The sequence below is a fragment of the Streptomyces sp. NPDC002537 genome (assembly GCF_053594975.1).
This window is the reverse complement of the sequence record NZ_JBSFWT010000013.1, coordinates 55,695-81,026: the sequence shown is the minus strand read 5'-3', so window position 1 is coordinate 81,026 and position 25,332 is coordinate 55,695. Positions and strand designations below refer to the sequence as shown.

Sequence of the window (25,332 nt, the reverse complement as noted above, 5' to 3'; positions counted from 1 at the left end):
GTCTGCACCTCAACCATGGCGGCATGTCGCTGCAGACGCGTCCGGGCGACCCGCCTCCGATGCAGAACTACGTCCCGGTCGGCCTGTTGTCGCTCAAGGCGGCGGCCGACGCGGCGGGGGCGCCGGCCGACGTCCGGGTCGTCGAGACGAACCAGCTGCTGCTCGACAAGGAGATCCCCAACGACGACGGGCTCTACGACAACCTCGCGGCCGCCGTGCTCGGCGCGGGCGACTCGCTGGTCGGTCTGATGACCGACGCGGACTCCCTCGTCCACACCGTGCTGCTCGGGCAGGCCCTGCGCAGGCGGTCGCCCGGTACCCGGATCTGTCTGGGCGGGCCGGCCGTCACCCCGGTCAGCGAGGAGTTCCTCGGGCGCTTCCCCTGGGCCGACTTCATCGTGCGCGGCGAGGGCGAGCACACCTTCAACGAGCTGCTGGAGTGCCTGCACGCGGACCGCGATCCGTCGGGGGTGCTGGGGCTGACGTTCCGGCAGGGCGGCGAGGTCGTCCGCAACGACGAGCGGCCGCTGGTGCAGGACCTGGAAGAGCTGCCGTGGCCCGCGTACTACGCCTACGACATGTCGCGGGGCGCCCGGCTCTACCTGGACATCGGCCGCGGCTGCCCGTTCCGTTGCTCGTTCTGCGCCACCGCGCCGTTCTGGGACCGCAAGTACCGGATGCGCCCCATCGACGACATCATCCGGCAGATGGAGTACGTACGGGACGAGTTCGGCCGTACCAGCATCAACTTCTCGCACGACATCTTCACCTGTGACCGTCCGTGGGCGCACAGGTTCTGCGACGAGCTCATCGCCCGGGACATCGGCGTCACCTGGGGGTGCAGCACCCGGACGGATCTGATCGACGCCCCCCTGCTCGACAAGATGGGCGCGGCGGGCTGCGACGAGATCTACTACGGCATCGAGAGCGGCTCCCAGGACATGCAGAAGTGGATCAGGAAGAACCTGGACCTGGACCGGTCGCTGGAGGTCGTGCGCGAGACGAAGGCGGCGGGCATCCGGCCGGTCACCGGCTTCATCATCGGCTATCCGACCGAGACCCGGGAGACCCTGGGGCACACGCTGGGACGGTTCTTCCAGTTCCTCGAAGAGGGCCACGGCCGCAGCCAGTTGTTCACGCTCGTGCCGCTGCACCAGTCGCCGCTCTACAAGCAGTACGAGTCCACGCTGGACCGGCCCGCCGAGTACTACGACGTGCCCGTCGCCGAGAGCCTGATGGCGCAGGTCCGGCAGTACCGGCGCGAGCACAAGGACCTGTTCTGCACCGACTACCGCTTCGCCACGCCCGAACTGGACGAGGGCCTGGTGGACGCCGCCGAGGAGCTGTCCGGTCACGTCGTGGTGCTCGCGTCCCTGTGGCCGCAGTTGCTCGCCCACTACGACTCGCCGCTCGACTGGTACGAGCGCTGGGTGCCGTGGATCGCGGCGTACAACGGGCGGCACGCGCCCGGCACCCGCTTCCCGCACCAGTGCGAGGCCCGTGACCTGCTGGTGTTCGCGGAAGAGGAGGTGCGGCGGCTCGGCATCGAGGACAGCCGGGCCGCCGCGCTGGTGCGGTACGAGATGCTGCGGCTCGACGCGGCGGCGCTGCCGCGGGTCACCCCGGTGGTCGCGGCGTCCGGCGTCGACCTGGACTCGCGGCTCACGGCGGGCGACTACCTCAGCGCCGAGTTCCCGTACGACCTGCAGGAGATCCTCAAGGGCGGGGACGGGGCGGCGCGGCCGGCGGCCGGCGGCGGCAGTTACGTGGTGACGCGCCGGACGTCGGCCGACACGATCGAGACGATCCAGCTGGGGCGGGCGTCCCGCAGTCTGCTGGAGCGTGCCGACGGCCGTTCCACGGCCCGCGAGATCATCACGGCCGCGCTGGCGGAGGAGGCCGCGGCCGACCCGGAGCACGCGCTGAGCCGGGGGCTCGAACTCGTCCGGTCGCTCGCGGGCCGGGGGCTGTTGCTGGCGGCCTCGCCGAACGGGGCGACGAATGGCCGCTGACGCACTGCGGGAGGCGTCGGTGAGCTGCGAACGGGCCGTGGGCGGTGTCATGTCCGTGGGAGGGGACGGTGTCGTGCGCTCCCGCCGGACGGTCTTCCACGGCGGCCGTATGGAAAGGGACGGCGGCCTCAGTGTCTTCTCGGGTGACCCGCCCGGCCCGTGGTCCGTGCGACTCGCCGACCCGGCGCCGCTGGAGGAGGACGACGCGGTCCGCGCCGCCCTCGGCGCGCTGCACGCCCGGTTCGGCGCGGCCGTGTTCTGCTACACGGCCGTCTCCGCGGTGCGGGTGCTCGACGGGCCGCGGTGCGTGACCGGACCCGCCGTCCGGGAGCGCCGGGTGTGGTCCCTGACCGGCGATGTGCTGCTCCCCGGCGGCCGCACCGTCCCTGTCGGCAGGAGCGGCCGCGGCCCGGGGCTCCCCCGTGTCACCGATCCCGTGTGGGCCGAGCGCACCGCGTGGCTGTGCGACGCGGTCGGGCGTGCCGGGCCGGTCGAGGCGGGGGACGGTCCCGCGGTCCTCGCGCCGCAGGCCGCCGGTGTCCTGCTGCACGAGGCGGCGGGCCACTTCGCGGAGGCGGCCCCGCCCGGCGCGCCCCCGTTGGACCACCGGCTGGGGTGCCGGATCGCCGACGAGCGGATCTCCCTCGACGACGACCCGCTGGCGGAGGGCGGCCCCGGCGGCTACGGCCACGACGACGAGGGCGTCCGCGCGCTCGGGCGGCACCGGATCGTGCAGGAGGGCCGCCTCGTCCGGCAGTTGCACAGCGTCCCGAGCGCCGCGGCGGCCAGGGCGATGCCCACCGCCAACAGCCGTGCCGCCTCCGTGCTCCAGCCACCGCTGCCCCGGATGTCCAACCTGGTCTGCTCCCCCGGCGACGCCGGCCTCGACGAGCTCCTCCAGGCGACCGGGCGGGGGCTGATGGTCCACCGGGTCGCGGACGGCATCAGCTCCGGCGGCACCGTCGAGGCGCGTCTGGTGCTCGGTGAGCACATCCGCGACGGGCGCCTCACCGGACGCTACGTCACCGGCCGCATCACCGAGCGGGCGGACGTGCTCACCCGCGTCACGGGCGTCGGCCGGCACACGGAGTTCGGCGACAACTCCCTGTGCGGCAAGGCGGGTCAGCTGCTGTTCGACGTGGGGACGCGCGCACCCGCCCTGCGGCTCTCCCGGCTGCGGTGCGCGCCGTGACGTCCGTGCGCGTCACGCGGCGGCACGCCGTCCTGCGCGTCGAGGCCGACGGCACGGAGTGCGGCACCTCGCTGGCCATGACCGCCGCGTCGGCCGCGCCGGGCGAGTGGCACCTGTCCTCGGTCCCCGCGCGGCCGGTCCTCCCGCCGGAGTCCCTGGTCCGCGGCGCCCGGCGCGAGCTCGCCGAGAAGGGCGCCGTCGCGCTGAACGGGGACGGGCTGCTCGTCGAGGCGGGCAGCGTGACGCACGAGGTCAGCCTGAACGGTGTGCCGTCCGTGGTCGGGCACCGGCCGTATCTGCTCGTCCGGGACGGCGATCACGTCATCCATCTGCGGGACGGCACACGCCCGCCGGCGGTGCTGCCGTGGTCCCGGGCGGTCGTGCCGGAGGTGCTCCGCGGCGACGACCCCGTTCTTCTCGGGCCCGCCGCCCTGCTCGCCCTGCTCCTCGCCCGGCAGGAGGAGACGGGCACGGAGGAACCCGCCGACGACCGGCCGTCGCCGTACCCGCCGCACGACCTGACGCTGCCTGCCGTCCCCGGGCGCACCGGCGCGGATCTGGCGCAGGCGGCGGAGCTGTTGAGCGATCCGGTGCTCTGGCACGTCCCGCACGGCACCTTCGCCGGTGCGCTGCGCCCGGCTCCCCGGGCCGCGTGGCCGGGCCGGGGTCCCGTGCCGGGCCGGGCGCTGGTCCTCGACTCGCTCGCGCGGCACGGCCGGCACGCGGACGGGCGCCTCACGTGGCGCGCGGCGTTCAGCGCGCGTGACGGGTCCGGCGGTACGGGGCGGGGCACGTCCCCGCTGGTCGTGCACGGCGACCCGGCCGAACTCCTGGGGCGTGTGCTGCATGCCTGCGGCGCCGGGCGGCCCGCGCTCGTCCGCGACCCGATCGCGCGCGAGTCCTATGCGCGGGCGCCCCGCGTCATGACGTCCCTGCGGGCGGACGAGGTGATCGCGTCCGCCGTCCGATCCCCTTCGCACAGGGAGGACTGATCATGTCCCGTACCCCCGCCGACGGCGGACAGCTGAGTCTGGACGGCTCGCGCGATGTGCTGCTCGCGCCGATCCAGGGCCGCGACACGCGCCGCGGTCTGCCCGTGACGTACTTCGCCAAACGGCCGCGACGCTTTCTCGGGAAGGTCACGGTGGCCTTCGCGGTGATCCTCATCTTCTGGACGGCCCTGCTGGAATGGCGTACTCCGGTGACGGTCGTGGTGGCCGTGCCGGTGCTCGGGGTGATGTACGCCTATCTGGTGGAGCTGCAGCACGAGTGCCTGCACGAGCACGCGTTCCACTCCCGTCGGGCCAACCGCCTCTGGGGCTTCGTCTGCGGGATGTTCATGTACAGCTCGTACTCCCACTACAAGTACGAGCACCTCCGCCACCACGCCTATCTGGGCACGCCGCGGAACCTGGAGTTCTTCAACTACCGCTTCCGCGGCCTGGACAGCGTGCACGGCTTCGCCGTGGCGGCGTTCGACCCGAGCCGGTACGCGGATGTGCTGCGCAATCTGGTGCGCGGCCCGCTCCGGCGGCCGGTACCGGGGATCGAACGGCCGCGGGCGCTGCGGGCGATCCAGAACGAGTACGCGGTGCTGCTGGCCCTGACGCTGGGGGCGGTCACGGCGAGCGCCGTGCTGGGCGACTGGTTCTTCGTGTTCGCCTGGTTCGCCCCGGTGCTGCTGGTGAGCGAGGCGACCCACTTCCTGATCGAGCTGCCCGAGCACTTCGGCCTCGACACCCAGACCGACGCCAACGTCCTGACCAACACGCGGACCGTCAACGCCTCGGCGTTCGCCCGCTGGCTCACCAACTGCAACAACCTGCACACCGCACACCACTACCACCAGGGTGTCCCCATGACGCAGGTCCCCCGCCTGCACAGCACCATCGAGGACAGGTGCGCGGTCGTGGAGGACTCCTACTGGAGCTTCTACCGGAAGGTCCTGACCGGCGAGATCACCTATCAGGGCGACGAGCGGACCTGTATGACCCGGTGACCGGCCCGGTCACGACGCGGTCCGGAACCCCGCCGAACGGAAGGAAGCGCCCGATGCCCGCCGTGGTCTGCTCGTACAACGAATGGGATCCCCTGGAGGAGGTCGTCGTGGGCCGCGTCGACGGGGCCATGACCTCCTCGTGGGACGTCATCGACCGCGTCACCGTGCCCGCCGTCACCTGGCCGTCGTACGGAGCCGAGGAGCGGCGCGGCACGCCGATGCCCGAGGAGGCGGTGGAGAAGGCGGAGCGCGCGCTGGAGGAGTTCCTCGGCATCCTCCATGAGGCGCGGGTCACGGTGCGCCGTCCCGAACCGCACGACTTCGGCGTTCCCTTCGCCTCCCCGGCCTGGTCGGTGGGCAACGGGCTGTCGGTGGCCAATCCCCGGGACTCGCTGCTCGTGGTGGGGGACGAGATCATCGAGGTGCCGATGGCCGACCGCGGCCGGTACTTCGAGACCTGGCCCTACCGTCCGCTGCTCACCGAGTACTTCCGGGCGGGTGCCCGCTGGACGGCGGCGCCCAAGCCCCGGCTCCTCGACGCGCAGTACCGGGAGGGCTACGAGCTCCGGCCACCGGGCGACGGTCTGGAGTTCATCACCACGGAGCTGGAGCCGGTGTTCGACGCCGCCGACGTGATGCGCTGCGGACGCGACCTGTTCATGGAGCGCAGTCACGTCACCAACGGCCTCGGTCTGGAGTGGCTGCGCCGCCATCTCGGTCCCGGCTACCGGGTGCACGAGGTGTTCTCCCGCTGTCCGAGGGCGATGCACATCGACACGTCGCTGCTGCCGCTGGCCCCGGGCAAGGTGCTCGTCAATCCGGAGTTCCTCGATCCGGACCAGTTGCCCGAGGTGTTCCGGTCCTGGGACGTGCTGATCCCGCCGGAGCCGGTGGTCACCCCGGTGATGGGCCAAAGCCTGATCAGCCGGTGGAGCAGTCTGAACGTGCTGATGCTCGACCCCGGGCGCGTCGTGGTGGAGCGTGCCCAGGAGCCGCTGCTGAAGGCCTTCGAGCAGTGGGGGTTCGACCCCGTGCCCTGCTCGTTCGAGGACTACACGGTCTTCGGCGGGTCCTTCCACTGCGCGACGCTGGACGTCCGGCGCCGGGGCGGTCTGGAGTCGTACTTCTGATGCCGGACCGGGACTTCGCCGCGGTGCCCTGGCCCGCCCAGCAGTGGTCGGCGCCCGCCGAGCGCCCGGCCCTGCCCGCCGCCGCGCTGCCGGGGCCGGTCGCCGCCCGCCTGTACGCCCTGGCGGGCGCGGCCGGTGACGAACCGCTGAGCGCCTTCGTGTACGCGCCGGACCGGGCCGCGCGCGCGGCGGGCGAGCTGCGCGCGGCCCTGCCAGAGTGGGCGGAGGTCTTCTACGCGGTGAAGGCCAACTCCTTCCCCGCCGTGCTGGGCGCGCTGGCCCCGGCCGTCGACGGCTTCGACGTCTCGTCGCACGGCGAGCTCCTGGCGGTCCGGGCGGCCTGTCCCGGTGGCGCCCGGACGATCGCCACCGGTCCGGGCAAGACGGATCGCATGCTGGCCGACGCGATCGCCTCGGGGGTCGAATTCCTCAGCGTGGAGAGCGAGTTGGAGCTGCACCGGGTGGCGGGCGCGGCGGAGGCGGCTGGGCGGGCGGTGCCCGTGGTGCTGCGAGTGAACTCCGGCAGCGGTCCGCTCGACGGCGCGTTGCGCATGGACGGCCACGCCACCCAGTTCGGCATCTCGGAGAACCGCCTGGGGGGTGTGCTCGCCACCGCACGCGCGCTGCGGTCCGTGACCCCCGTCGGCTTCCACTTCCACGTCGTGTCCGGCAACCTCGACGCGGCGGGGCACGCCGCGTACGTGCGCTCGTGTCTGGAGCGGTCGGCGCGGGCGGCCCGCCGGCACGGCGTCGGGCTGCGGGTGGTCGACGTGGGCGGGGGCCTCGGTGGCGCGCCGTTCGACCTCGGGCACTTCACGGGGCTGCTGGCCTCCGTGCGGCCGCCGGACGGCGCCCGGGTGGTGTTCGAGCCGGGGCGCCGCCTCGTCGCCGGCTGCGGGTACTACGCGGCGGAGGTCACGGACGTGAAGGAGGTCGGCGGCAGCCCGTTCGCCGTACTGGGCGGCGGGATCAACCACTTCATGCTGCCCGCGCTCCTCGAAGTCGCCCTGGAGGCGGTGGTGCTGCCGGTCGACGCGTGGCCGTACGCCTGGCCCCGGCCGGAACTGCGCGACGCCGTCGTCTCGCTCGCGGGTCCCCTGTGCACTCCGGAGGACATCCTGGCCCGGGGCATCCGGATGCCCCGGCTGCGCGCGGGCGACCTGGTGGTGTTCCCGCTGGCCGGGGCGTACGGCTGGGAATTCTCCGTGAACCGCTTCCTGTCCCGCGCGCCCGCGCGGCGCGCGTGCTGCTGACAGGAGGGCTACCGGCGTACCGCGTGCAGGTGCCACATGGGTGCCAGCGCCCGGTCGGCGTCGTCGGTGCGCAGCTTGTCGAAGTCGACGGCGAGGCCCGCCTTCTCCAGGTCGCTCCGGCGCTCCCGCAGGTACGAGCGGGTGAAGGCGGTGGCGTAGTCCACGGGCTCGATCCGGCTGATCCGCCAGTGCTCGCCCAGGTGGGTGCGCAGGTCGTCCTGGGAGACGGTCAGCACCGGCAGGTTGAATCCGTCCCACTTCACGTCGGCGAAGCAGAAGATGTGCAGCTGTGCGCCGGGGCGGGTCACACGGTGCAGTGCCGCGGAGTACGCGCCGCGCTGGGTCTCGCCGAGGCAGTGGTAGAGCGCGCTGTCCAGGACGGTGTCGAATTCCTGCCGGAGGCCGTCGAGGGTGGTGGCGTCGGTCTGCGCGAAGGTGACGGAGAGGCCCCGGGACGCGGCGCGCCTCCTCGCCTCCTCCAGCGCGCCGGCGGCCGCGTCGAAGCCGGTCACCCGGTGGCCGCGCCCGGCGAGATACAGCGAGTTCTCGCCGAGCCCGCAGCCGGCGTCGAGGATGTCGCCGGACAGCTGCCCGTTCTCCTCGAGCGCGACCACGACCGGCTGTGGTGCGCCGATGTCCCACGGCACCACGTCGAAGACGAAGTCCGTCCCGGGCAGTGCGGCTTCCCCTTGGTAGAGAGCATCGAAGTCGACGTCCTCGGGGGCGAACGCCCCGTCGGCTGATCCGTTCGGCATGTGCGCCTCCATGGTCGGCGGCTTCCGGGCACACGCGTGCCCGCGAACAGAGTTATTCACCGAGTGGTGACTCCATTCAACTGTACGCCCCCAACACCCTTTATTTCAACGCCTGTTGAAACCTCGCTCGCGGACCCCGCACCAGGGCCGGGGCCGTCCGGGCCCGGCCGGAACGGATGATCCAGGCTCGGCGGGTGACGCTCTACTTCGACCCGCCGACCGTCCTGGGCGACGACCGTGATTCCTTCCAGGGCCGCTGGGAGGACCGGCTGTGGCTCAACGTCCCGGGACCCTTCTACGGTGGCGCGACCGACAACTGCTGGACGGGCCGGCTCTCGGCACCCCGCCACGTCCTCTACGGGGGCGAGCACTCCACCGAGTACGTCTACCGTCAGCCGCGGACGCCCGCCGAAACCGCCCTGCTGGCCGAAGCGGCCGGCCAGGACCCGTTCCTCGGGTACGGCTGTGACGGCGACGCGCGGTGGACCCCGCAGGCGGTCCGGGAGTGGTGGCGCGACCGCGGCCGTGTCCTGCGCTACCTGTCGGACCGGAGGAGCGAGTGGGACGACAGCGATGCGGCGGCGGGCCAGGGCGTGGCGGCCGCCGTCCGCGACTTCGAGTCGTACCTCGGCGGCGGGCTGGCGACGGATCTGCGGATCTACCTCCACTGGCTGGAGGAGCGCCGGTCCCCCGGGCCGGGCGACCGGCTGCCCGCGCTATAGCCGTCCGGTCCATCCGCTGTCCGCGGCCCAGGACTCGGCGACCTCGACGACGAGGTCGACGACGGGGTCCTTGACGTCGGCGTACGTGCCGACGTCGGGCACCGCGTGCGCGAGGACGGTCTTGAAGTGCGCGTAGGCGGGGACCGCCTCGGGGTGGGCCCGGAACCAGTCGCGGAACAGCAGGGCGAGACGCTCGTTGGGGGACCCCAGGAGGCGGACGTGCAGGTTGACGTCCGGGCCCGCGTGCCCGCGGCGCGTCCACAGCCGCTTCGCCCAGCGGCCGGGGTCGTCGTCGCGCCCGGCGGGCACGTGATCGTACCGATAGGGGGAACGCCGGAATCCGAGGTCGGCCAGGGGCCGTTCGAAGTCCCGCTCGGCCTCCTCCAGATCCTTGACGCCGATCTGCAGGTCGAAGACCGGTTTGGCCGCCATGCCGGGGATCGCCGTGCTGCCGATGTGCTCGACGCGCGAGGCCGACGGCCCGAGCGCGGCGCGCAGCTCGTCCGCGAGACCGATGCCCCGCGCCCGCCAGGCGGGGTCGTGGCCGACCACGACGGGGCGTTCCTGCGTTGTGTCGTTGACCATTTGATCAAGTGTAGGCGCGGGGCGCTACGGCACCTCGGCGCGTTCGGCCGGCAGCGGTTCCGGCTCGGGTGCGGTGCGGTCCGGGGAGAGCAGCAGCCAGAGGCCGGGGACGCCCGCCACCAGGGTCATGGTGAGGGCGGCCGGGACCATGCCGCCGTGGCCGAGGAACAGGGCCGCGACCACCGAGCCGACCGGCGCGGTGCCCTGCATCAGCGTGCGCAGCCAGGCGAAGGACCGCCCGTACAGTTCGGGCGGGATGCGCCGCATGCGCAGGGACTGCGCCCATACGGTCATCGGGGCGCTGAGCAGTCCGACGGCGAAGAACCCGGCGCCCACCACGACAGGCCGCGGCTCGCCGAGGACGGCGAGGAAGCCGAGGGCCGCGCCGGTCTGGAGCAGGCCGATCCGTCGCAGCAGGGGCCCCACGGCTCCGCCGCCGTCCCGGGTCCCGGCGAGCACCGCGCCGAGGCATTCGCCCGCGGCCAGGGCGGCGACGAGTCCGCCCAGCGCGGAGGCGCCGCCGGGCAGTTCGTTCTTGGCGAGCCAGGGTCCGACCACGAGCAGCAGCATGCCGTCGGCGATGTTGAAGAGCATGAAGGCGACGGTGGTGACCACGATGACGCGGTCGCGCAGGACCGTCCTCATCGACGGGGTGCCGGTCGGTGCCACGGCGCCGGGCGCGTCGGGCCGCCGTACGCGCGGCGACGGTGCCGGGCGGCGGACGGTCGCGGTGAGCGCGGCGAAGACGAGGAAGCTGGCGGCGTCGATGATCAGCACGTGGGGTGCGCCGATCACACCGACCAGGACTCCCGCCATGGCCGGCCCCAGCACCGAGGAGACGCTGAAGCTGAGGGATTCCAGGGCGTTGGCGGTGTCGAGGTCCGGCTCGTCGACCAGTTCGGGGATCATCGCCGGGAATCCGGCCATCGGCACCATCTTCAGCAGGCCGTAGACCGCCGCGACGGCGAACGGCAGCCACGCGGGCACGCCGCCGGTCGCGGCCGTGACCGGGACCGAGGCCACGCACGCGGCGCGCAGCAGGCTGTCCGTGATCATCACGACGCGCTTGTCCCACCGGTCGAGGAGCGGGCCGACGAGCAGTCCGCCGACGACGACGGGCGCGGTGAGGCAGAAGCCGAGCAAGCCCAGTCCGCCCGCGCCCTGCCGGCCGACCACCAGCCAGGACAGGGCGAGGATCGTCATGCCGTCGCCGAGCAGCGAGACCGACGCCCCGAGCCACAGCCGCCCGAAGCCGCCGGACTTCAGGACCCGTGTGTAGGCCGCCGCCGCGCTCATCGGCCGCTCCCGGTGGGGTCCAGGGGTGCGGCGGGCGGCAGCAGGCCCCGCTCGCCGCGTTCGTGCGCGAGGAGCCAGCGTTTGATGTGCAGGCCGTAGTAGTAGCCGCCCAGGCTGCCGTCCGAGCGGCGGACGCGGTGGCAGGGCACCACCAGGGGGACGAGGTTGTACGCGCAGGACGCGCCCGCCGCCCGCGCGGCGCCCGGCTTGCCCGCGGCGGCCGCGAGCTCCTGGTAGCTGACCGTCGTGCCGGGCGGGACGCGGCGCATCTCCCGCCAGGCGGCCAGCCGGAACGCGCTGCCGGTCTGGACGACGGGCAGCACGTCGATGGCGTCCAACCGGCCGTCGAAGTAGGCGTGGAGGGCGGAGGCGTACGGCTCGGGCGCGGTGTCCAGGATCTTCAGGGGCTCGGTCCGCCAGGGCTCGGGCAGTTCCGCGAGGAGGGCCGCCGGACGGGCCGTCAGGCCGCTGGCGACGATGCCCTCCCGCACGGTCAGCAGGCTGAGGGGACCGAGCGGGGTCGGCACCGTTGCGGCTTCCATGGGTCGCGCCTTTCACGAGGGAGAGACAAGAAGGGTGTCGGTGATGTGGTTCAGGGCAGCGCGGTCAGCAGGTGGGTCGCCGCGTAGGAGCGCCAGGGCCGCCACGCGTGGGCCTGACGGGCCAGGGCGCGCCGGTCCGTGGGCAGTCCCAGTTCACGGGCGGCCCGCCGGAGCCGGGGGTCGTCCGGGGAGAACACGTCCGGGTCGCGCAGGGCGTGTGCGGCGATGCGCCCGACGGTCCAGGGCTTGAGGCCGGGCAGTGCGCGGAGGGCGGCGACCGTGTCCTCCCGGTCGGCGTCCTGCTCCAGGCTCAGGGTGCCGTCGGCCACCGCGCGGGCCAGGTCCCGTACCGCGGCGCCCGGCCCGGCCCCGAGCGCGAGGGCCTCCGGATCCGCGTCCGCGAGGGCCTGGGCGGAGGGGAACAGGAGGTCGGGTTCGCCTTCCGGTACGACGGCCCGGTCGCCCCACCCGGCCGTCAGCCGTGCGCAGAGCCGTACGGCCCGCGCGGGCGGGTGGTGCTGTTCGAGGAGGGTGCGCACCGCCAGTTCGAAGCCGTCGGCGCAGCCCGGTACGCGCAGTCCGGGCCGTGCCCGCGTCAGGGGCCGGAGCGCGGGGCTCGTGCCCAGGACTTCGGTGACGGCGGCGGGGTCGGCGTCCAGGTCGCACAGGTTCCGGCAGCGCCGTACGGCGGCGGTGACGTCGCGCAGGTCCTCCAAGGTGAGCCGCAGGGGCACCTGTTGCTGTGTGTTGCCGCTTCCCCCGGGTGTGAGGTCGAGCTCGGCGAAGCCGGAGCCTCTCGGCAGGCGGAGCGTCCGGTGGTAGCGGTTGCCGTCGACGCGCTCCACTCCGGGGACGGCTCCGGCGCGCAGCCGGTCCAGGAGGGCGCCGCTGTCCAGGGGTGGCCGGAACCGCAGGTGGAGCAGGAGCGGTCCGGAGTTCCCGGTGTCGTGGGCGGTGCGGGCGCGGCGCAGTTCTCTGGGCGCGCGGCCGAACGCGGCGAGGATCGCGCCGTTGAACTGCCGGATGCTGGAGTACCCGGCGGCGAACGCCACGTCGGCCAGTGGCAGGGCGCTGGATTCGATGAGCATGCGGGCCACTTGGGCGCGCCGGTTCAGTGCCAGGGCCAGCGGTCCGACTCCGACCTCGGCGACCAGTTGCCGGTGCAGGTGGCGTTCGCTGACGGCGAGTCGGGCGGCGATTCCGGCGACGCCGACCTCGTCGACGGCGCCGCCGGCGATCAGTCTCAGGGCGCGGGCGACGAGGTCCCCGCGTACGTTCCATTCGGGGGAGGTGGGTGCCGTCTCGGGGCGGCACCGGCGGCAGGCCCGGAACCCGGCCGCTTCGGCCGCCGCCGGGACGCGGAAGAAGCGGCAGTTCGCCGGTTTCGGGGTGCGCGCGCCGCACACCGGGCGGCAGTAGACGCCGGTGGAGGTGACCGCGACGACGAACGCCCCGTCGAACCGTGTGTCGCGGCTCGCCATGGCCCGGTAGCAGGAGTCGAAGTCGAGCACGTGGCCATTCTTGCCCTTCTGCCGCACGGTTTTCTGGCGACAATCGGACATGATGTTGCCGGTGCGGCGAGGCCCGGCCGCCGTCCGGTCCGCGCCCCTAGAATGTGAGTGCGTGCGACCGGGCAACTCCAGGACCGTGCTGGTAGGGGGAGCGATGACTGTCGGCCAGGGGACCGGACGGCCGGTGGCCGATCTGCAGGAAGCCGAGCATTTCGTCCGGCAGTTCCACCGGGAGACGGGGCGGACGGATTCCCTGTGCGCGCGGCTCTCGGCGGTGCGGCAGGAGATAGCCCGCACCGGCAGCTATGTGCACACGCCGGAGGAGCTCGCCTTCGGGGCGAGGGTCGCCTGGCGCAATTCGGCGCGGTGCATAGGGCGGCTCTACTGGAGAAGTCTGGTGGTGCGCGACCGGCGGGAGGTCACCGGTCCGGAAGAGGTGGCGGCGGAGTGCGTGGAGCACTTACGGGCGGCCACGCACGGTGGGCAGATCCGTCCGGTGATCACCGTTTTCGGCCAGGACGACGCCCGGGGCGCGCGCACGCTCATCTGGAACGAGCAGCTCATCCGCTACGCCGGGTATCCGTCGGTCGGCAAGGGGTGTACGGGGGATCCCCGCAGCCTGGGCATCACCTGGCTGGCGATGCGGATGGGCTGGCGCGGGCGGGGCGGCCGGTTCGACGTGCTCCCGCTGATTGTGCAGTCCCGGGACGAGGGGATGCGGCTCTTCGAACTCGACCCCGACGACGTCCTGGAGGTGCCCCTCGGCCATCCCGAACTGGACTGGTTCGGCGAACTGGGCCTGCGCTGGTACGCGGTTCCCGCCATCTCCCACATGCGGCTGCGCGTCGGCGGGCTCTCCTACTCGGCCGCGCCCTTCAACGGCTGGTACATGGGGACGGAGATCGGCGTCCGCGACCTGTGCGACACCGACCGCTACGACGTGCTGCCGGAGGTGGGCCGCCGCCTCGGTCTGGACACCTCCAGCGACCGTACGCTCTGGCGGGACCGCGCGCTGGTCGAGGTGAACCGCGCGGTGCTCGACTCCTTCGACCGTGCCGGGGTGTCCATCACGGACCACCACACCGAGTCCGGGCGTTTCCTCAAGCACGTGGCCCGCGAGGAGGCCGCCGGGCGGTTCTGTCCCGCCGACTGGTCGTGGATCGTGCCGCCCATGTCGGGGGCGCTGACGCCGGTGTTCCACCACACGTACGACGAGGCGCGGCCCCGGCCCGACTTCCACCTCGACGCGGAGGCGCGTCGGCGCGCCCAGGGGATCGGTGTCCTTCCGGACTGTGTGTGCGCGGCCGACGCGGTGGAGAGCTGAGTGTGCGTCAGGCGGGGTGTCCCGGCGCGCTGACCGCCGCCCCCGTGAGGAAGGCTGCGGTGTACTGCCGGACGTCGACCGCCGTGCCGCTGACGAGGCGGGACCGCAGCGCGTGCCCCGCGGCGCCGTGCGCGCCGCCACTGTACTCCAGCATGAGGGACGGGTCGGACAGCCGGTCGAGCGAGAGGACGAGGTCGGCCTCGTCGCAGCCGTGCGGGTCCGCGAAGTCCTGCGAGGGCACGGCCTGGAAGCCCATCCGGGCCTTGAAGGTGAACAGTCCGGGCTGGGCGATGTGGCCGTAGAGGTTGGGGTCGTCGCCGAGCGTCGCCCACTCGTGGCCTTTGTCGCGGGCCGTCCGCATGGCCGTGCAGTAGAGCGCGCGCGGCACGCCGGTCGCGCGTTCCCGGTCCGTGACGGCAGAGAACCGTATGCGGATGGCCCGTTCGTCCGGGGATTCCAGTGCGATGCAGCCGCCGACCAGTGCGTCGTCGTCGAAGAGGAAGACGCCGAAGTACTTCTCGGGCCCGTGGAGGATGGCCTCGCGGTGGCGTCGCGCGAAGGCGAATCCGTAGCGCATGCGCGCCACCTGCTCCTCGTACAGCGTCAGGAACGCGTCGGCGCTCGCCGCCGACACCCGGTCCTCGACGACCTCGCACAGTCCGTGCGCGTCGATGTGCCGCCGCGCACGGCGGACGTACTGCCGGCTCTTGTGCGGGAGTGTCCGGAGGAATTCCTCCTCGTGCGCTCCGAGCCGCGCCAGCCAGGTGAGCGTCGACGGCTTGCAGACGAAGCCCCGCCGGGTCAGCTCCGGGCGCAGTTCCTCCGGCGGGTCCGTCATCCGCACGACGGCCACCGTCTCCTCCGTCCCTTTCCAGGGTTCGGCGGTCAGTTCGTCCGGCGTGATGAGTGCGACCGGCAGTCCGAAATCATCGATGATCTCCATGCGCCCTTCCCGGGTCGGTCCGTACCGCGCGCCGCCGTTCAGGCGAGGTTCCGGAATAGCAGCGCGGTCCGGCGCCGGGCAAGGGGCTTGCCGGACAGTCCGGTTGGGCGGGCGCCCTGTCGCGTCACTTCCAGAGCTGGTAGCGGCCCCCGTTGCAGGGGCCGGTGTAGGTGGCGCCCTGGTCGTTGCTGTCGAGGCACTCCTTGGTCTCACGGTTGACCAGGTTGAAGCCGTCGCCGGTCCACTTCTCGTACCACTGCTCGTAGTAGTTCGCGGGGCTCGCGCAGGGCTCGATGTAGACCTGGTGTCCCCAGTAGGCGGTCAGGCATTCGTCGTTGCCGCCCTCCTTCTCGGTCCAGGCGCCGTCCGGGTTCTCCAGGTTGCTCTGCGAGTCGTACCAGTCGGTGTTCTGGGAACCGTCGCTCCAGCAGTGCAGGGCGGCACCGGCGGAGGTGTCGACCGTGTGGAGGTTCTGGTGCGGGGTGTACGTCCTCAGGCAGCCCTGGGTCTTGGCGTTCCGCCAGGTGACCTTGCCGTCGGCGTGCGCCGAGGCGGAGAACGCCACCACGAGCACCGGGGCGGCCACGGCCGCCAGAAGGGTACGGCCCGCACGCTTCTTCAGCATGGAAATCCTCGATTCCGGAAAGTTCGTCTGCACATGGGCCCGAACGGCATCCCGCCGGTCGAGCGACGTGATCATGACACGAGGAGTTCACGGCCCGCCAACGCCCGCGCGACGCCATCGAGCGATGTCAACTCGCCTGATATGGCGACGAGTTGAGTGAATCCGGCATCCTTTTCGCGCCTCAAGGGTGAGGGATGGGCCACCGAGGAACGCGACCTGATCGAGCAGCTTCAAGCCGACTGACCTCACAGCGAGACCCCCACCCAACTGGGTGGGGGTCTCTTGCGTTTGGCGCGACTGTCATGCACAGGACGGCCCACTGGGGCTTGTCCGACGGGTCCGGCGACCGTTGGGCGTTGTCTCAAGAGGGGATGCGGACGTTCTCCGCTTTAACGCCCTGTTCGTTCTCCGTGACGGCGAACTCCACAAACTGGCCTCCTTCTAGGCTCCGGCAGTCCGCAATGTCGATGTCGCTGTGGTGCACGAAGATCTCCCGGTCATCTTCGTCATATTTGATGAACCCGTAGCCCTTGTCAGTGTCGAACCGCTTCACTGTTCCCGTGGCCATGGCAGCTCCCAGAAGTGACGGTCGGAGGTGACGTTCCCAGGGCTACCCGGCTTGTGTCGGGCCTACGCTCCGCACCGAGGATCATCCACCTCGTCAAGCACGGACCCCAGCGGGACGACTCATCGGGCACGGCGTAATAGCCCCCACGCGGGAGTTTGGCAAGGGCGTGTTGACCTCGTTGCACGCCCCCTTGACGCGCCCGGGGCGCCAGGACGATCGTCTGCAACTGATCGCAACGGGCTCGACACAGGAGGCAGTTATGGCACTACTGTTCATCGGGATCGACCCGGAGACGAAGGACAGCAACTGCCCGGGTGGCATGGGTGGACGTCGAGATGAAACCCGAGCCGGACATCCTCTTCCAGGGTTGGCTTGCCGACGAAGCGACGCAAGCTGAGTGCAGGAAGAACAGTCCCAACCCCGACAGCGAAGCGGTCATCCGGATGCCGTACCGGATGATCGACATCATCAGGAAGGCGTGTGATGTCGCAGAGCAAGCAGCAGCTCGCAAGCTTTGAGGAACTGCTGAACTCCGCCAAGCGGTCTGCGGTGCACCTGGAACTGCGTGACTCCTATGCCGTGGACGACGAGAAGTCCGAATTCGTGGCCTGGAAGGCCGGCCACCGTCTCAACCCCGACGACCGCGAGTCGTGGTGGCGCCCATGGCTCGACGTCGTCTCTCAGGCAGTAGCGCGCGGAGTCGTGATGCGACGGGCCCGGATCGTCTCCGAGACGGTATCCGAGTACATCAAGTTCGAACACTCGGATACCTTCACCAACGTTGCTGCGAGTGAGCAGGTCAGGTGGCTGCCGCGCCGACAGGCGTCGGACATCGCACTGCCCGGAAACGACTTCTGGCTCTTCGATAACCACTTGGTGAGGTTCCACCACGTCAACGGTGACGGTGACGTGACGGACTTCGAGTTCTCGGAGGACCCGGCCGTCATCAAGCTGTGCGCCAACGCCTTCGAAGTGGTGTGGGAGCGCGGAACTCCGCACGAGGAATACAAGGTCTAGCACGCTCAACCGGACAGTCAGATCATGCCTACCACCCCTTCGTCCAGTGCTCAGGCAGCACGCGAAGCCTTGGCGGATCGTCTCAAGGAGATCAGGCGGGACGCAGGACTCACCGGGGGTGATTTGGCTGTCCAGTGCGGCTGGCACAAAGCCAAATCCAGCCGTATCGAGAACGCCAAGACAACACCCTCTGATGCCGACATCCGAGCATGGTGTACCGCCTGCGGTGTCGATGATCAGGCCGCTGACATCATCGCCGCTAACCGTGCCGTTGAGTCCATGTATGTCCAATGGCGGCGTGTCCACAAGCAGCAGACGTTGCGGCACATTCAAGAGGGCCGTGTTCCACTCTACGAACGCACCAGACTCCATCGGGTTTACAGCTCAGGCATCGTTCCCGGCCTCCTTCAGACCGAGGGATACGTGGCAGCCGTCCTTGAGTCGGTTGCCTGGCTGCGCGACCTCTCAGACGACATCCCGGAGGCGGTAGCAGCCCGCCTCGCACGTGCACACGTACTCCGCGAAGGCGATCACCGGTTCGTGATGCTCCTCGATCAAACCGTCCTTCACCATCAGATGGGCGACGAGGTGACGATGGCCGGACAGCTCGGGCATCTCCTGTCGGTGATGTCCCTCCCCTCCGTCAGCCTTGGGATCATCCCCTTCAAAGGCCGGCGGCCCATCTGGGGCGTGGAGACGTTCAGCATCTACGACGACGAACAGGTAGGTGTCGAGCTGCTGACGGCCGACATCACCGTGACCGCCCCGGGTGAGGTTCGCGACTACCTCAAGACCTTCGTCGAGCTGCAAAAACGAGCCGTCTACGGTGCCCAGGCCCGTGCACTGATCGCCGATGCGATCCAGGCCCTTGGGTGAGATCTGCAACTCGTCGCAACTTTTTGGCGTTCAACACACCAGCGTCCCTACCGTCTCCGCATGACCACGGACACCGAAGCAGCCGCACAACAAGCCGACGTCTTCATGGAAGGCAAGAAGAAGGCCGATGACGTCGCCTTCATGCTCGGGCAGGTGCTCAAAATGATGGGCATCACGGTGGGTGACAAGGACTCCTGGCCTCAGCTGATGGGGCGTGCCTCGCTCAGTGGCGAGCCGTCCGTCTTCCTGGGGAGTGTCCCGTTGCCCACGGCCAAGAAGATCGCGAACGCGCTGATCTATGCCGAGTCGGCACGCCGGTCGCAGGACACGCAGACCTGATGATCACGGCAGCGAAGAAAGCGTGCCAGCACGAGACGCGAGAGGTCGGCCACGGGTACGTGCGCTGTCTCGACTGCGGGAAGGTTCGCCGGCTGGGACCGGCGGTACACGCGAAGCGCACGTTCGGGCCGGTCGCCTGGATCACCTTCGTGATGGGTGTTGCTCTGATCTGCGGCGGGGTGATTGCCCTCGCTGCTTCGGGGGGTCTGCAGATCCACGAACTCCCGCCCGGTCGTCCTCGTGGCAGTCGATGGCCGGGCGGGTCAGCAAGTGCACCTGATCCACTTCACCGAGTGAAAGGTCACGAGCATGACGACAGCATTACCCGCCGAGCTGACCACCACTTACCTGTGGTTGGACTTCACGCGGAAGTGCCAGCTCGAATGTGTGCAGTGCTACAACTCGTCGGGTCCTGACGGCGGCCACGGCGCGATGACCCGCGATGACTGGTTCAGGGTTTTGGACCAGGCGGCCAAGGTGGGCGTCGAGAACGTCACCTTCATCGGCGGAGAGCCGACCATGTACCCCCACGCGATCGAGATCGCGGACCGCGCGCTGGTGCTCGGCATCAGGGTAGAGGTCTACAGCAACTTGGTTCACCTGTCCGACGCGTGGTGGACGCTGCTCCAGCGCGAGGGAATGTCCCTCGCTACGTCGTACTACTCGGACAAGGCCGCGGAGCACAACAAGATCACCCGTCGTCCGAGTCACGCCCGGACCCGCTCCAACATCGTCAAGGCGATCGAACGTGGTATCCCGATCCGCGTCGGAATCGTTGGAGACAACGAGCAGATCATCGAGGCGGCGAAAGCCGACTTGGAGTTGATCGGCGTCACCCAGACCGGAACCGACCACGTCCGACAGTTCGGACGGGCCTCCTACGGCCAGACACCGGACGCGTCCAACCTGTGTGGCGGGTGTGGTGACGGCAGGGCCTCGATCGACCCGACCGGCACGGTCTCCCCGTGCGTCTTCTCCACCTGGAAGGGTGTCGGCAACGTCCGCGAGGACTCGCTGACCTCTATCCTGAGCGGCCCCGCGCTGTCCGAGGCCGTTGACTCCTTCCGAGAGGTCTGGGGGTGGGGGAAGGACAAAGACAAGGACAAGGGCGGCGGCCAGAACAAACCGTGTGGTCCCGACTGCGTCCCGAAGAACCCGTGCGACCCGAGGTGTGAGCCGAACGCGGCGTGCTATCCGGGTACGCCGCCCAGTACGTGCCGACCGAAGAACTGACGTAACTGAGGGGAACCGGCGTGGCTGATCTGCCTGACGCCCACTTCCGAGCACTGGTCTACCCGCACACCGGGGAAGTCTCCACGGTGGAGATCCCGGACCATGGATACAGCTCGGACTTCGCTGCGGTCATCAACAGTGAGAAGGGACAGTTCTTCGTCAAGGCTATGTTCAACGAGCCGGGGGGACGGCGGGACTCGATCATCCGGGAACGGGAGATCAATCCCTACGTGACGCCGCTGTCTCCTGCCCTGCTGTGGAGCGTTGACGGGGACGACGCCGGGTGGATCATCCTCGGGTTCGAAGTCATCGAAGAGCGCGGCCTTGACTTCGAGCCCGACTCGCCGGATCTCCCCCTCGCCGTGGATCTCCTCAACCGGGCAGCGGCTCTGGAACTGCCCGACGTCGCACGGGACTGGACGGAAGACCGGTGGGACGCCTACGTGGGCAGCCAAGAGGAGTTGGCGTTCCTCCGTGGTGACGCCCTGCTGCACACCGACATCAACCCGGACAACCTGACGGTAGGGCATGCGGGCTCGTGGATCATCGACTGGGCATGGCCCACGTGCGGGCCCGCCTTCATCGACCCGGCCTGTTTCGTCGTGCAGCTGATCTCCGCCGGCCACAGCCCCGAATCCGCAGAAGGGTGGGCGGCCCGCTGTACCGCCTGGGCGGACTCGGACTCCAAAGCGATCGATGTGTTCGCCGGGGCCTACTTGCGGATGCTTCGTGCTATCGCCGATCGACGTCCTGATCAGGCGTGGCTCAGGGCCATGGCGGAAGCGGCTCAGGCATGGGCTGATCACCGAGGCGTCCCCGTGGCGTAGCCGTAACCGATCATCAGGAGACACCCGTGTTCGCAATGCGCCCGGCCACGGCCGACGACATCCCCGCCGTCGAAACCATGATCCTCGCCCGCTCCACATGGCTGGAAGACCGGGGGCTCCCGAGCTGGAGGGAGAACGCCGCCGAACTCGCACGGCAGGCGGAGAACCCCGACGGGGACGTGTGGGTCCTCGCCGACCAGGACAGCGGAAAGATCATCGGCTACACCACCGTGCAGGAGACGACGCCGCCATGGGGCTGGACGGAAGACGAACTGAACGAGCCGGCGCACTACCTGTACACGTCCGTCACCGACCCGGCGCGCCGGGAGAAGAAGCCCGGAACCGTCATGGGCCTGTGGGCCGTGGGCCGGGCCGCGCAGGAAGGGAAGGCGTGGGTACGCCGTGGCTGCAACTTCCCCGGACTGGTGGCCTACAACCAGACGCAGGGGTTCGAACTGCTGCATGAGGTCCAGCGCACACACACCAAGGTCTATCTGATGGGCCGCCGGGCTGAGGCCCACCTGGTTCGCCGGGTGGGGCTTCTGTGCCTCTGACCTGTGACTATCCTAGGTGTCTGAGTGTTGCCCCTACCCAGGACGACCTCTTCGACACCCCGCACGCGCGCGTCCTGGTCGGCCTGGGCGACAAGTCGACCCCTGCCGGCCGCAAGGAGCCGGTGTGGGTGCCCGAGGACGCGCCCTGGGCCGCCGTCCAGGACCGCGAGAACACCCACGGGTTCGCCGCCTTCGACGTCGACCCCGGCGACCGCGCGGGCGGCCGGACCCGCATCCGGGTCACGTACTACACCTTCGACGGGCCGCACGGCGATCTGACGCCGGTCGACACGTTCACGCTGGAGCGCTCACGCTCGGATGCCCGTCGCTGACGGCGGGGAGGCGCCCCGGGAGGCGCGGCCGCGCCCCGGCGGTCACTGGAAGTCGTCGTACTCGTCGTTGACGGTGCGGGCGTCGTCGCCCGTCCCGCGGCCGCGCTGTTCCTGCTCCTCGTGCTGGCGGCGCTGGCGCTCCTGCTCCTTGGCGCCGAGCGTCTCCTCGGTCATGTCGTCCAGATAGTGCCGGTCTTCCCCGAAGGGGTCGCGTTTCCTGTCGGCCATGCCGGTCCCACTCCTCGGCGTGGTGGAAGAGGTGCAGACGGTGTCGGGGGCGCTGCCGCCCGGATCAGCGTGACACGGGCCCTTCCGGGGCGCATGTCGGCGGCCGCCCGGTGCCGGGCCCTGCTTCCTGACGGTCACACTGCGTGAAGGGATTGTCCGGATAACGGACGGGCGCCTCGTGGCATCCGGTGCCTGCCCATACTCATGGTTCAACAATCTCGGATGATGGACAGGTACGACCATGAGCCGGACACTCCCGTCCCCTCCCCCGGCGACCACGGGCCCGCCGCGGCCGGATGCCCCGCTGTCGAACGGGCTCAAGCAGCGCCACCTCTCGATGATCGCCCTCGGGGGCGTCATCGGCGCGGGCCTCTTCGTCGGTTCCGGCGCGGGCATCGCGGCGGCCGGTCCGTCGATCGTGCTCGCGTACGCCGTGTCCGGCCTGCTCGTGATGGCCGTGATGCGGATGCTCGGCGAGATGTCCGCCGCCAACCCGGCCTCCGGCTCCTTCTCCGTGCACGCCGACCGCGCGATCGGCCCGTGGGCCGGGTTCACCGCGGGCTGGATGTTCTGGACCCTCCTGGTCGTGGGCGTGGCCATCGAGGCGATCGGCGCGGCCCACATCGTGCAGGGCTGGCTGCCCGGCACCCCGTCCTGGCTGTGGGTCCTGGTCTTCATGACCCTGTTCTGCGTCGCCAACCTGGCCGCCGTGTCGAACTTCGGCGAGTTCGAGTTCTGGTTCGCCGCGCTGAAGATCGGCGCCATCGCCCTCTTCCTCGTCCTGGGCGCGCTGGCCGTCTTCGGCGTGCTGCCCGGCAACGACGCGCCCGGCACACAGCACCTCCTGGGCGACGGCGGCTTCCTGCCCACCGGCGTGCCCGGTCTGCTGACCGGCCTGCTGGCGTCCGTCGCCGCCTACGGCGGTCTGGAGACCGTGACCATCGCCGCCGCGGAGTCCCAGGACCCGGCCCGCGGGGTCGCCAAGGCCGTGAAGACGACGATGTGGCGGATCGGCATCGTCTACGTCGGCTCGATGCTGGTCATCGTCACCCTGGTCCCGTGGAACGACAAGTCCGTCACCGAGAGCGGCCCGTACGCGGCCGTCCTGGACCGGCTGGGCGTCCCCGGCGGCGGCCAGATCATGAACGTCGTCGTCCTGATCGCCCTGCTCTCCGCGATGAACGCCAACATCTACGGCTCCTCGCGCATGGCCCACTCGCTGGTCTCCCGCGGCCAGGGCCCCAAGGCCCTCGGCAAGGTCTCCGGCCAGGTCCCGCGCCGCGCCGTCCTGGCCTCCTGCGCCTTCGGCTTCGTCGCCGTGCTGCTCTCCTACTGGTGGCCCACCACCGTCTTCGCCTGGCTGCTCAACATGGTCGGCGGCGTCGTCCTCGTGGTCTGGGGCTTCACCGCCGCCTCCCAACTCCTGCTGCGCCGCCGCCTGGAGCGCGAGACGCCCGGCCAACTGGTCGTCCGCATGTGGGGCTTCCCCTACCTGACCTGGGTGGCCCTGGCCGGAGTCACCGGAGTCCTCGTCCTCATGGCCGTCGAGTCCGACACCCGCCTCCAGTTCTGCTCCACCGGAGGCCTGGCCCTCGCCCTCGCCGCCACCGGCTACGTCCGCCAGCGGACGGCGGCCCGGCGGGCACTCGACCCGGTCGGCGCGTGAACGGCGCCGCCTCCTCGTAGCACCTGAAAACCGCGCACCCCGCCGACAGCGTCCTGTCGGCGGGGTGCGCGGTTTTCGGGTTCAAGACGCTCCCCTCCGGCCCGAAAAGAGCCGCAGGCCCTACCCCTGCACCTCCCGTACCCATTCCGTCAGCCCCGCCACGAACCCCGCGCGTTCGGCCGGGGTGAGGGCGTCCAGGGCGCGCAGCAGGGGTTCGCCGCGGCGGGCGACGAAGGTTTCGAGGGCGGGGCGGTGCTTCTCCGTGAGGGAGACGAGGATGCGGCGGCGGTTGGCGGGGTCCTCGGTGCGGTCGACGATGCCGGCGCGGCTCAGGCCGCCGACGAGTTCGCTGGCCGTGGGCAGGGAGACCTGGAGGCGCCGGGCGATCTCGCTGACGGTCAGGGGGTCCCCTGCGAGCAGTTGCGGGAGCACCGCGCCGTGACGTGGTGTCAGGCCGTGGGTCTCCATCGCTCCACGCAGCGGCTCCGGCATGAGTTCGCGGACCGCCGGTCCGCGGAAGTACGGCTCCAGGAGCGGTACGAGGCCGACGATGCGGACTTCTTCGGGGGTGGGTGTCCGGGGCGTGTGCGTGTGCTGCATACTCCCCACTGTAGATGCTTCGACTTTCCAAACTGTTCGGGAATGCGAAAGGTCGGTGTCCCATGCCGTCGGTCGGTTACAGCGATGCGGTCAACGATGCCCTGGAGCGGATGGACGATCTCGGGTACGAGCGGGGGCAGGGGGTCGATCTGGCCAACCACGGCCCGATGGGCGCCGAGGCGCTCGCCCTGCTCGGGCAGGAGGACGAGGTGGCCGGCTGGGTGCGCCGGTACCGGCGGGCGATGGAGCACCACGAGCCGCCCGCCGCGCGGTTCGCCCTCGACCCCGCCGACGAGTCCTCCTGGCGACCCGCGCTCGGGGTGTTCGGCCGGGCCGGGGACTGGGAGCGGCTCTTCGTCCGGGAGCTCGCCGAGGCGCACTGGCGGGAGGTGCTGACCCGTTGGTGGCCGCGACTGCTCCCGGGGCTGTTCGCGGGCCTGACCCACGGCCTGATCCGTACCGCCCACGCGGTACGTGGCCTGTACGCCGCGGGTGACGGGGCCACGCGCCTCCAGTTGGGCGAGCTCGCCAGGGGGCTGGCCTACTGGGCGGCCCGCTACGCCGAACTCCCGGGCAGCCCGGGGCTGTCCGGGCCGTACGAGCTGTCCGCCGCGGTCGCCGCACTCCCCCGCGTGCCACTGGAGGGCGGTCTGCGGCCGGACGCCGTGCGCCACCGCCTGGACACCCTCGACCGGCTCCCCGGCTACACCGAGGCGCTGACATGGCTGACTCCCCATCAGGCGCCCAGGCTGCTGGGCGAGATGACGGCGCAGTTCGCCGAGGTCTACCTCGCCCACCCCGAGGTGCCGCCGGTGCCGCTGATCCACGGTGTCACCGCGCCCGCCGCCGCGCGCATCGTGCTCCCGCACCTGCCGCAGGAGCTGCACGCGCCGACCGCGGCCCGGCTCTGGCAGGTACAGGCGGCGCTCCTGCTGGCCTTCACCGTGGACCGGCGCGAGGAGGGCACGTCGCCCTGGCAGACGTACCTCCCGGACCTGCCGCCGCTGCACGAACTGGGCGCGCGGGCCGCCGAACACGGCGACGAGCACGTCGTCAAGTTCACCGAGGCCTGCCTGCGCGAGTACGCCCTGCGGCCCGACCCGCGCTACCCGGCCGCCGCGTTCGCGGCACAGCGGCGCATCCCGCCGCTGGACGCGGGCGGCGCCATCGGGGCAGTGCACAGGGGGCGGCCCTGAGCGCGCA

At 70.9% G+C, this 25,332-nt stretch carries 28 protein-coding genes; 18 read left to right on the top strand and 10 right to left on the bottom strand.

Going from position 1 to position 25,332, the window contains the following annotated elements; translation table 11 throughout:
- Window positions 1-23 precede the first annotated feature (23 nt).
- The 6 genes from ACWD4A_RS08935 to ACWD4A_RS08910 are packed head-to-tail and all read left to right on the top strand — an operon-like array spanning window position 24 to window position 7,586.
- Window positions 24-2,012, top strand: coding sequence for a B12-binding domain-containing radical SAM protein (locus tag ACWD4A_RS08935; RefSeq protein ID WP_451191298.1), 1,989 nt, complete (start codon window positions 24-26; stop codon window positions 2,010-2,012).
- A complete protein-coding gene (locus ACWD4A_RS08930; RefSeq protein WP_451191297.1) occupies window positions 2,002-3,204 on the top strand; it encodes a metallopeptidase TldD-related protein in 1,203 nt (400 codons plus the stop codon). The genes ACWD4A_RS08935 and ACWD4A_RS08930 overlap by 11 nt, the downstream gene beginning before the upstream one ends.
- Window positions 3,201-4,196 carry a hypothetical protein gene (locus tag ACWD4A_RS08925; protein WP_451191296.1) on the top strand — a complete coding sequence of 332 codons (996 nt, stop codon included), beginning with the start codon at window positions 3,201-3,203 and terminating at the stop codon, window positions 4,194-4,196. Before ACWD4A_RS08930 ends, ACWD4A_RS08925 begins: the two co-directional genes overlap by 4 nt.
- Before the next feature lie 2 nt (window positions 4,197-4,198).
- A complete protein-coding gene (locus ACWD4A_RS08920; RefSeq protein ID WP_451191294.1) occupies window positions 4,199-5,203 on the top strand; it encodes a fatty acid desaturase family protein in 1,005 nt (334 codons plus the stop codon).
- A gap of 53 nt (window positions 5,204-5,256) precedes the next feature.
- The gene (locus ACWD4A_RS08915; RefSeq protein WP_451191291.1) at window positions 5,257-6,333 is read left to right on the top strand and encodes an amidinotransferase; all 1,077 of its coding nucleotides are present in this window, start codon (window positions 5,257-5,259) and stop codon (window positions 6,331-6,333) included.
- Window positions 6,333-7,586, top strand: coding sequence for an alanine racemase (locus tag ACWD4A_RS08910; protein ID WP_451191288.1), 1,254 nt, complete (start codon window positions 6,333-6,335; stop codon window positions 7,584-7,586). The genes ACWD4A_RS08915 and ACWD4A_RS08910 overlap by 1 nt, the downstream gene beginning before the upstream one ends.
- An 8-nt stretch (window positions 7,587-7,594) precedes the next feature.
- On the opposite strand, the gene ACWD4A_RS08905 is transcribed toward ACWD4A_RS08910, so the two are convergent.
- Window positions 7,595-8,341 carry a class I SAM-dependent methyltransferase gene (locus ACWD4A_RS08905; RefSeq protein WP_451191286.1) on the bottom strand — a complete coding sequence of 249 codons (747 nt, stop codon included), beginning with the start codon at window positions 8,339-8,341 and terminating at the stop codon, window positions 7,595-7,597.
- Between the two features lie 176 nt (window positions 8,342-8,517).
- Between ACWD4A_RS08905 and ACWD4A_RS08900 the strand changes: the two genes are divergently transcribed.
- Window positions 8,518-9,063 carry a ferredoxin gene (locus ACWD4A_RS08900; RefSeq protein ID WP_451191284.1) on the top strand — a complete coding sequence of 182 codons (546 nt, stop codon included), beginning with the start codon at window positions 8,518-8,520 and terminating at the stop codon, window positions 9,061-9,063.
- Here ACWD4A_RS08900 and ACWD4A_RS08895 read toward each other — a convergent pair.
- The 4 genes from ACWD4A_RS08895 to ACWD4A_RS08880 are packed head-to-tail and all read right to left on the bottom strand — an operon-like array spanning window position 9,058 to window position 12,997.
- Window positions 9,058-9,648 carry a GrpB family protein gene (locus tag ACWD4A_RS08895; RefSeq protein ID WP_451191282.1) on the bottom strand — a complete coding sequence of 197 codons (591 nt, stop codon included), beginning with the start codon at window positions 9,646-9,648 and terminating at the stop codon, window positions 9,058-9,060. The two genes, ACWD4A_RS08900 and ACWD4A_RS08895, sit on opposite strands and share 6 nt — an antisense overlap.
- Window positions 9,649-9,672: 24 nt before the next feature.
- Window positions 9,673-10,944 (bottom strand): MFS transporter, encoded by a 1,272-nt coding sequence (locus tag ACWD4A_RS08890; RefSeq protein ID WP_451191280.1) that lies wholly within the window; start codon window positions 10,942-10,944, stop codon window positions 9,673-9,675.
- Complete coding sequence (locus tag ACWD4A_RS08885; protein WP_451191278.1) at window positions 10,941-11,486, bottom strand: methylated-DNA--[protein]-cysteine S-methyltransferase; 546 nt, start codon at window positions 11,484-11,486, stop codon at window positions 10,941-10,943. The genes ACWD4A_RS08890 and ACWD4A_RS08885 overlap by 4 nt, the downstream gene beginning before the upstream one ends.
- Before the next feature lie 50 nt (window positions 11,487-11,536).
- Window positions 11,537-12,997 carry a DNA-3-methyladenine glycosylase 2 family protein gene (locus tag ACWD4A_RS08880; RefSeq protein WP_451191276.1) on the bottom strand — a complete coding sequence of 487 codons (1,461 nt, stop codon included), beginning with the start codon at window positions 12,995-12,997 and terminating at the stop codon, window positions 11,537-11,539.
- Between the two features lie 154 nt (window positions 12,998-13,151).
- On the opposite strand from ACWD4A_RS08880, the gene ACWD4A_RS08875 reads away from it, so the two are divergent.
- On the top strand, window positions 13,152-14,321 hold the full coding sequence (locus ACWD4A_RS08875; protein WP_451191274.1) for a nitric oxide synthase oxygenase: 1,170 nt from the start codon (window positions 13,152-13,154) through the stop codon (window positions 14,319-14,321).
- Window positions 14,322-14,328: 7 nt separating this feature from the next.
- Here the strand turns inward: ACWD4A_RS08875 and ACWD4A_RS08870 are convergent, their stop codons facing one another.
- The 3 genes from ACWD4A_RS08870 to ACWD4A_RS08860 form a co-directional block, all read right to left on the bottom strand.
- Window positions 14,329-15,264, bottom strand: coding sequence for a hypothetical protein (locus ACWD4A_RS08870; RefSeq protein ID WP_451191272.1), 936 nt, complete (start codon window positions 15,262-15,264; stop codon window positions 14,329-14,331).
- Window positions 15,265-15,388: 124 nt separating this feature from the next.
- Entirely contained in the window at window positions 15,389-15,889 is a 501-nt protein-coding gene (locus ACWD4A_RS08865; RefSeq protein ID WP_451191271.1) for a hypothetical protein, read from the bottom strand.
- A 361-nt stretch (window positions 15,890-16,250) separates the two neighbouring features.
- Window positions 16,251-16,457 (bottom strand): cold-shock protein, encoded by a 207-nt coding sequence (locus tag ACWD4A_RS08860; protein ID WP_451191269.1) that lies wholly within the window; start codon window positions 16,455-16,457, stop codon window positions 16,251-16,253.
- Window positions 16,458-16,780: 323 nt separating this feature from the next.
- On the opposite strand from ACWD4A_RS08860, the gene ACWD4A_RS08855 reads away from it, so the two are divergent.
- The 8 genes from ACWD4A_RS08855 to ACWD4A_RS08820 all read left to right on the top strand — a co-directional run bounded on the left by ACWD4A_RS08855 (window position 16,781) and on the right by ACWD4A_RS08820 (window position 21,635).
- A complete protein-coding gene (locus ACWD4A_RS08855; RefSeq protein WP_451191267.1) occupies window positions 16,781-16,975 on the top strand; it encodes a hypothetical protein in 195 nt (64 codons plus the stop codon).
- Complete coding sequence (locus ACWD4A_RS08850; protein ID WP_451191265.1) at window positions 16,941-17,474, top strand: DUF6879 family protein; 534 nt, start codon at window positions 16,941-16,943, stop codon at window positions 17,472-17,474. The genes ACWD4A_RS08855 and ACWD4A_RS08850 overlap by 35 nt, the downstream gene beginning before the upstream one ends.
- 24 nt (window positions 17,475-17,498) lie before the next feature.
- Window positions 17,499-18,350 (top strand): helix-turn-helix domain-containing protein, encoded by an 852-nt coding sequence (locus tag ACWD4A_RS08845; protein ID WP_451191264.1) that lies wholly within the window; start codon window positions 17,499-17,501, stop codon window positions 18,348-18,350.
- 60 nt (window positions 18,351-18,410) lie between these two features.
- Window positions 18,411-18,689 (top strand): hypothetical protein, encoded by a 279-nt coding sequence (locus ACWD4A_RS08840; RefSeq protein ID WP_451191262.1) that lies wholly within the window; start codon window positions 18,411-18,413, stop codon window positions 18,687-18,689.
- Window positions 18,690-18,998: 309 nt separating this feature from the next.
- Window positions 18,999-19,922, top strand: coding sequence for a radical SAM/SPASM domain-containing protein (locus ACWD4A_RS08835; RefSeq protein ID WP_451191260.1), 924 nt, complete (start codon window positions 18,999-19,001; stop codon window positions 19,920-19,922).
- Between the two features lie 20 nt (window positions 19,923-19,942).
- Window positions 19,943-20,749 (top strand): protein kinase, encoded by an 807-nt coding sequence (locus ACWD4A_RS08830; RefSeq protein WP_451191258.1) that lies wholly within the window; start codon window positions 19,943-19,945, stop codon window positions 20,747-20,749.
- Between the two features lie 35 nt (window positions 20,750-20,784).
- Complete coding sequence (locus ACWD4A_RS08825; RefSeq protein ID WP_451191401.1) at window positions 20,785-21,303, top strand: GNAT family N-acetyltransferase; 519 nt, start codon at window positions 20,785-20,787, stop codon at window positions 21,301-21,303.
- Window positions 21,294-21,635, top strand: a complete 342-nt coding sequence (locus ACWD4A_RS08820; protein ID WP_451191256.1) for a hypothetical protein — start codon at window positions 21,294-21,296, stop codon at window positions 21,633-21,635. The genes ACWD4A_RS08825 and ACWD4A_RS08820 overlap by 10 nt, the downstream gene beginning before the upstream one ends.
- 42 nt (window positions 21,636-21,677) lie before the next feature.
- Here the strand turns inward: ACWD4A_RS08820 and ACWD4A_RS08815 are convergent, their stop codons facing one another.
- A complete protein-coding gene (locus ACWD4A_RS08815) occupies window positions 21,678-21,863 on the bottom strand; it encodes a hypothetical protein (protein WP_451191254.1) in 186 nt (61 codons plus the stop codon).
- Between the two features lie 241 nt (window positions 21,864-22,104).
- Here ACWD4A_RS08815 and ACWD4A_RS08810 point away from each other — a divergent pair, with 241 nt between their 5' ends.
- Window positions 22,105-23,529, top strand: a complete 1,425-nt coding sequence (locus tag ACWD4A_RS08810) for an amino acid permease (RefSeq protein WP_451191253.1) — start codon at window positions 22,105-22,107, stop codon at window positions 23,527-23,529.
- Window positions 23,530-23,649: 120 nt separating this feature from the next.
- Here the strand turns inward: ACWD4A_RS08810 and ACWD4A_RS08805 are convergent, their stop codons facing one another.
- A complete protein-coding gene (locus ACWD4A_RS08805; protein ID WP_451191251.1) occupies window positions 23,650-24,129 on the bottom strand; it encodes a MarR family winged helix-turn-helix transcriptional regulator in 480 nt (159 codons plus the stop codon).
- 62 nt (window positions 24,130-24,191) lie between these two features.
- Between ACWD4A_RS08805 and ACWD4A_RS08800 the strand changes: the two genes are divergently transcribed.
- The gene (locus ACWD4A_RS08800) at window positions 24,192-25,325 is read left to right on the top strand and encodes a questin oxidase family protein (protein WP_451191249.1); all 1,134 of its coding nucleotides are present in this window, start codon (window positions 24,192-24,194) and stop codon (window positions 25,323-25,325) included.
- Window positions 25,326-25,332 lie beyond the last annotated feature (7 nt).

Coding starts and splice junctions, on each gene's coding strand:
- ACWD4A_RS08935 (WP_451191298.1), top strand. CDS start 24: ATGTCGCTGCAGACGCGTCCGGGCGACCCGCCTCCGATGCAGAACTAC.
- ACWD4A_RS08930 (WP_451191297.1), top strand. CDS start 2,002: ATGGCCGCTGACGCACTGCGGGAGGCGTCGGTGAGCTGCGAACGGGCC.
- ACWD4A_RS08920 (WP_451191294.1), top strand. CDS start 4,199: ATGTCCCGTACCCCCGCCGACGGCGGACAGCTGAGTCTGGACGGCTCG.
- ACWD4A_RS08915 (WP_451191291.1), top strand. CDS start 5,257: ATGCCCGCCGTGGTCTGCTCGTACAACGAATGGGATCCCCTGGAGGAG.
- ACWD4A_RS08910 (WP_451191288.1), top strand. CDS start 6,333: ATGCCGGACCGGGACTTCGCCGCGGTGCCCTGGCCCGCCCAGCAGTGG.
- ACWD4A_RS08905 (WP_451191286.1), bottom strand. CDS start 8,341: ATGCCGAACGGATCAGCCGACGGGGCGTTCGCCCCCGAGGACGTCGAC.
- ACWD4A_RS08900 (WP_451191284.1), top strand. CDS start 8,518: ATGATCCAGGCTCGGCGGGTGACGCTCTACTTCGACCCGCCGACCGTC.
- ACWD4A_RS08895 (WP_451191282.1), bottom strand. CDS start 9,648: ATGGTCAACGACACAACGCAGGAACGCCCCGTCGTGGTCGGCCACGAC.
- ACWD4A_RS08890 (WP_451191280.1), bottom strand. CDS start 10,944: ATGAGCGCGGCGGCGGCCTACACACGGGTCCTGAAGTCCGGCGGCTTC.
- ACWD4A_RS08885 (WP_451191278.1), bottom strand. CDS start 11,486: ATGGAAGCCGCAACGGTGCCGACCCCGCTCGGTCCCCTCAGCCTGCTG.
- ACWD4A_RS08875 (WP_451191274.1), top strand. CDS start 13,152: ATGACTGTCGGCCAGGGGACCGGACGGCCGGTGGCCGATCTGCAGGAA.
- ACWD4A_RS08870 (WP_451191272.1), bottom strand. CDS start 15,264: ATGGAGATCATCGATGATTTCGGACTGCCGGTCGCACTCATCACGCCG.
- ACWD4A_RS08865 (WP_451191271.1), bottom strand. CDS start 15,889: ATGCTGAAGAAGCGTGCGGGCCGTACCCTTCTGGCGGCCGTGGCCGCC.
- ACWD4A_RS08860 (WP_451191269.1), bottom strand. CDS start 16,457: ATGGCCACGGGAACAGTGAAGCGGTTCGACACTGACAAGGGCTACGGG.
- ACWD4A_RS08850 (WP_451191265.1), top strand. CDS start 16,941: ATGTCGCAGAGCAAGCAGCAGCTCGCAAGCTTTGAGGAACTGCTGAAC.
- ACWD4A_RS08845 (WP_451191264.1), top strand. CDS start 17,499: ATGCCTACCACCCCTTCGTCCAGTGCTCAGGCAGCACGCGAAGCCTTG.
- ACWD4A_RS08840 (WP_451191262.1), top strand. CDS start 18,411: ATGACCACGGACACCGAAGCAGCCGCACAACAAGCCGACGTCTTCATG.
- ACWD4A_RS08835 (WP_451191260.1), top strand. CDS start 18,999: ATGACGACAGCATTACCCGCCGAGCTGACCACCACTTACCTGTGGTTG.
- ACWD4A_RS08825 (WP_451191401.1), top strand. CDS start 20,785: ATGCGCCCGGCCACGGCCGACGACATCCCCGCCGTCGAAACCATGATC.
- ACWD4A_RS08815 (WP_451191254.1), bottom strand. CDS start 21,863: ATGGCCGACAGGAAACGCGACCCCTTCGGGGAAGACCGGCACTATCTG.
- ACWD4A_RS08810 (WP_451191253.1), top strand. CDS start 22,105: ATGAGCCGGACACTCCCGTCCCCTCCCCCGGCGACCACGGGCCCGCCG.
- ACWD4A_RS08805 (WP_451191251.1), bottom strand. CDS start 24,129: ATGCAGCACACGCACACGCCCCGGACACCCACCCCCGAAGAAGTCCGC.
- ACWD4A_RS08800 (WP_451191249.1), top strand. CDS start 24,192: ATGCCGTCGGTCGGTTACAGCGATGCGGTCAACGATGCCCTGGAGCGG.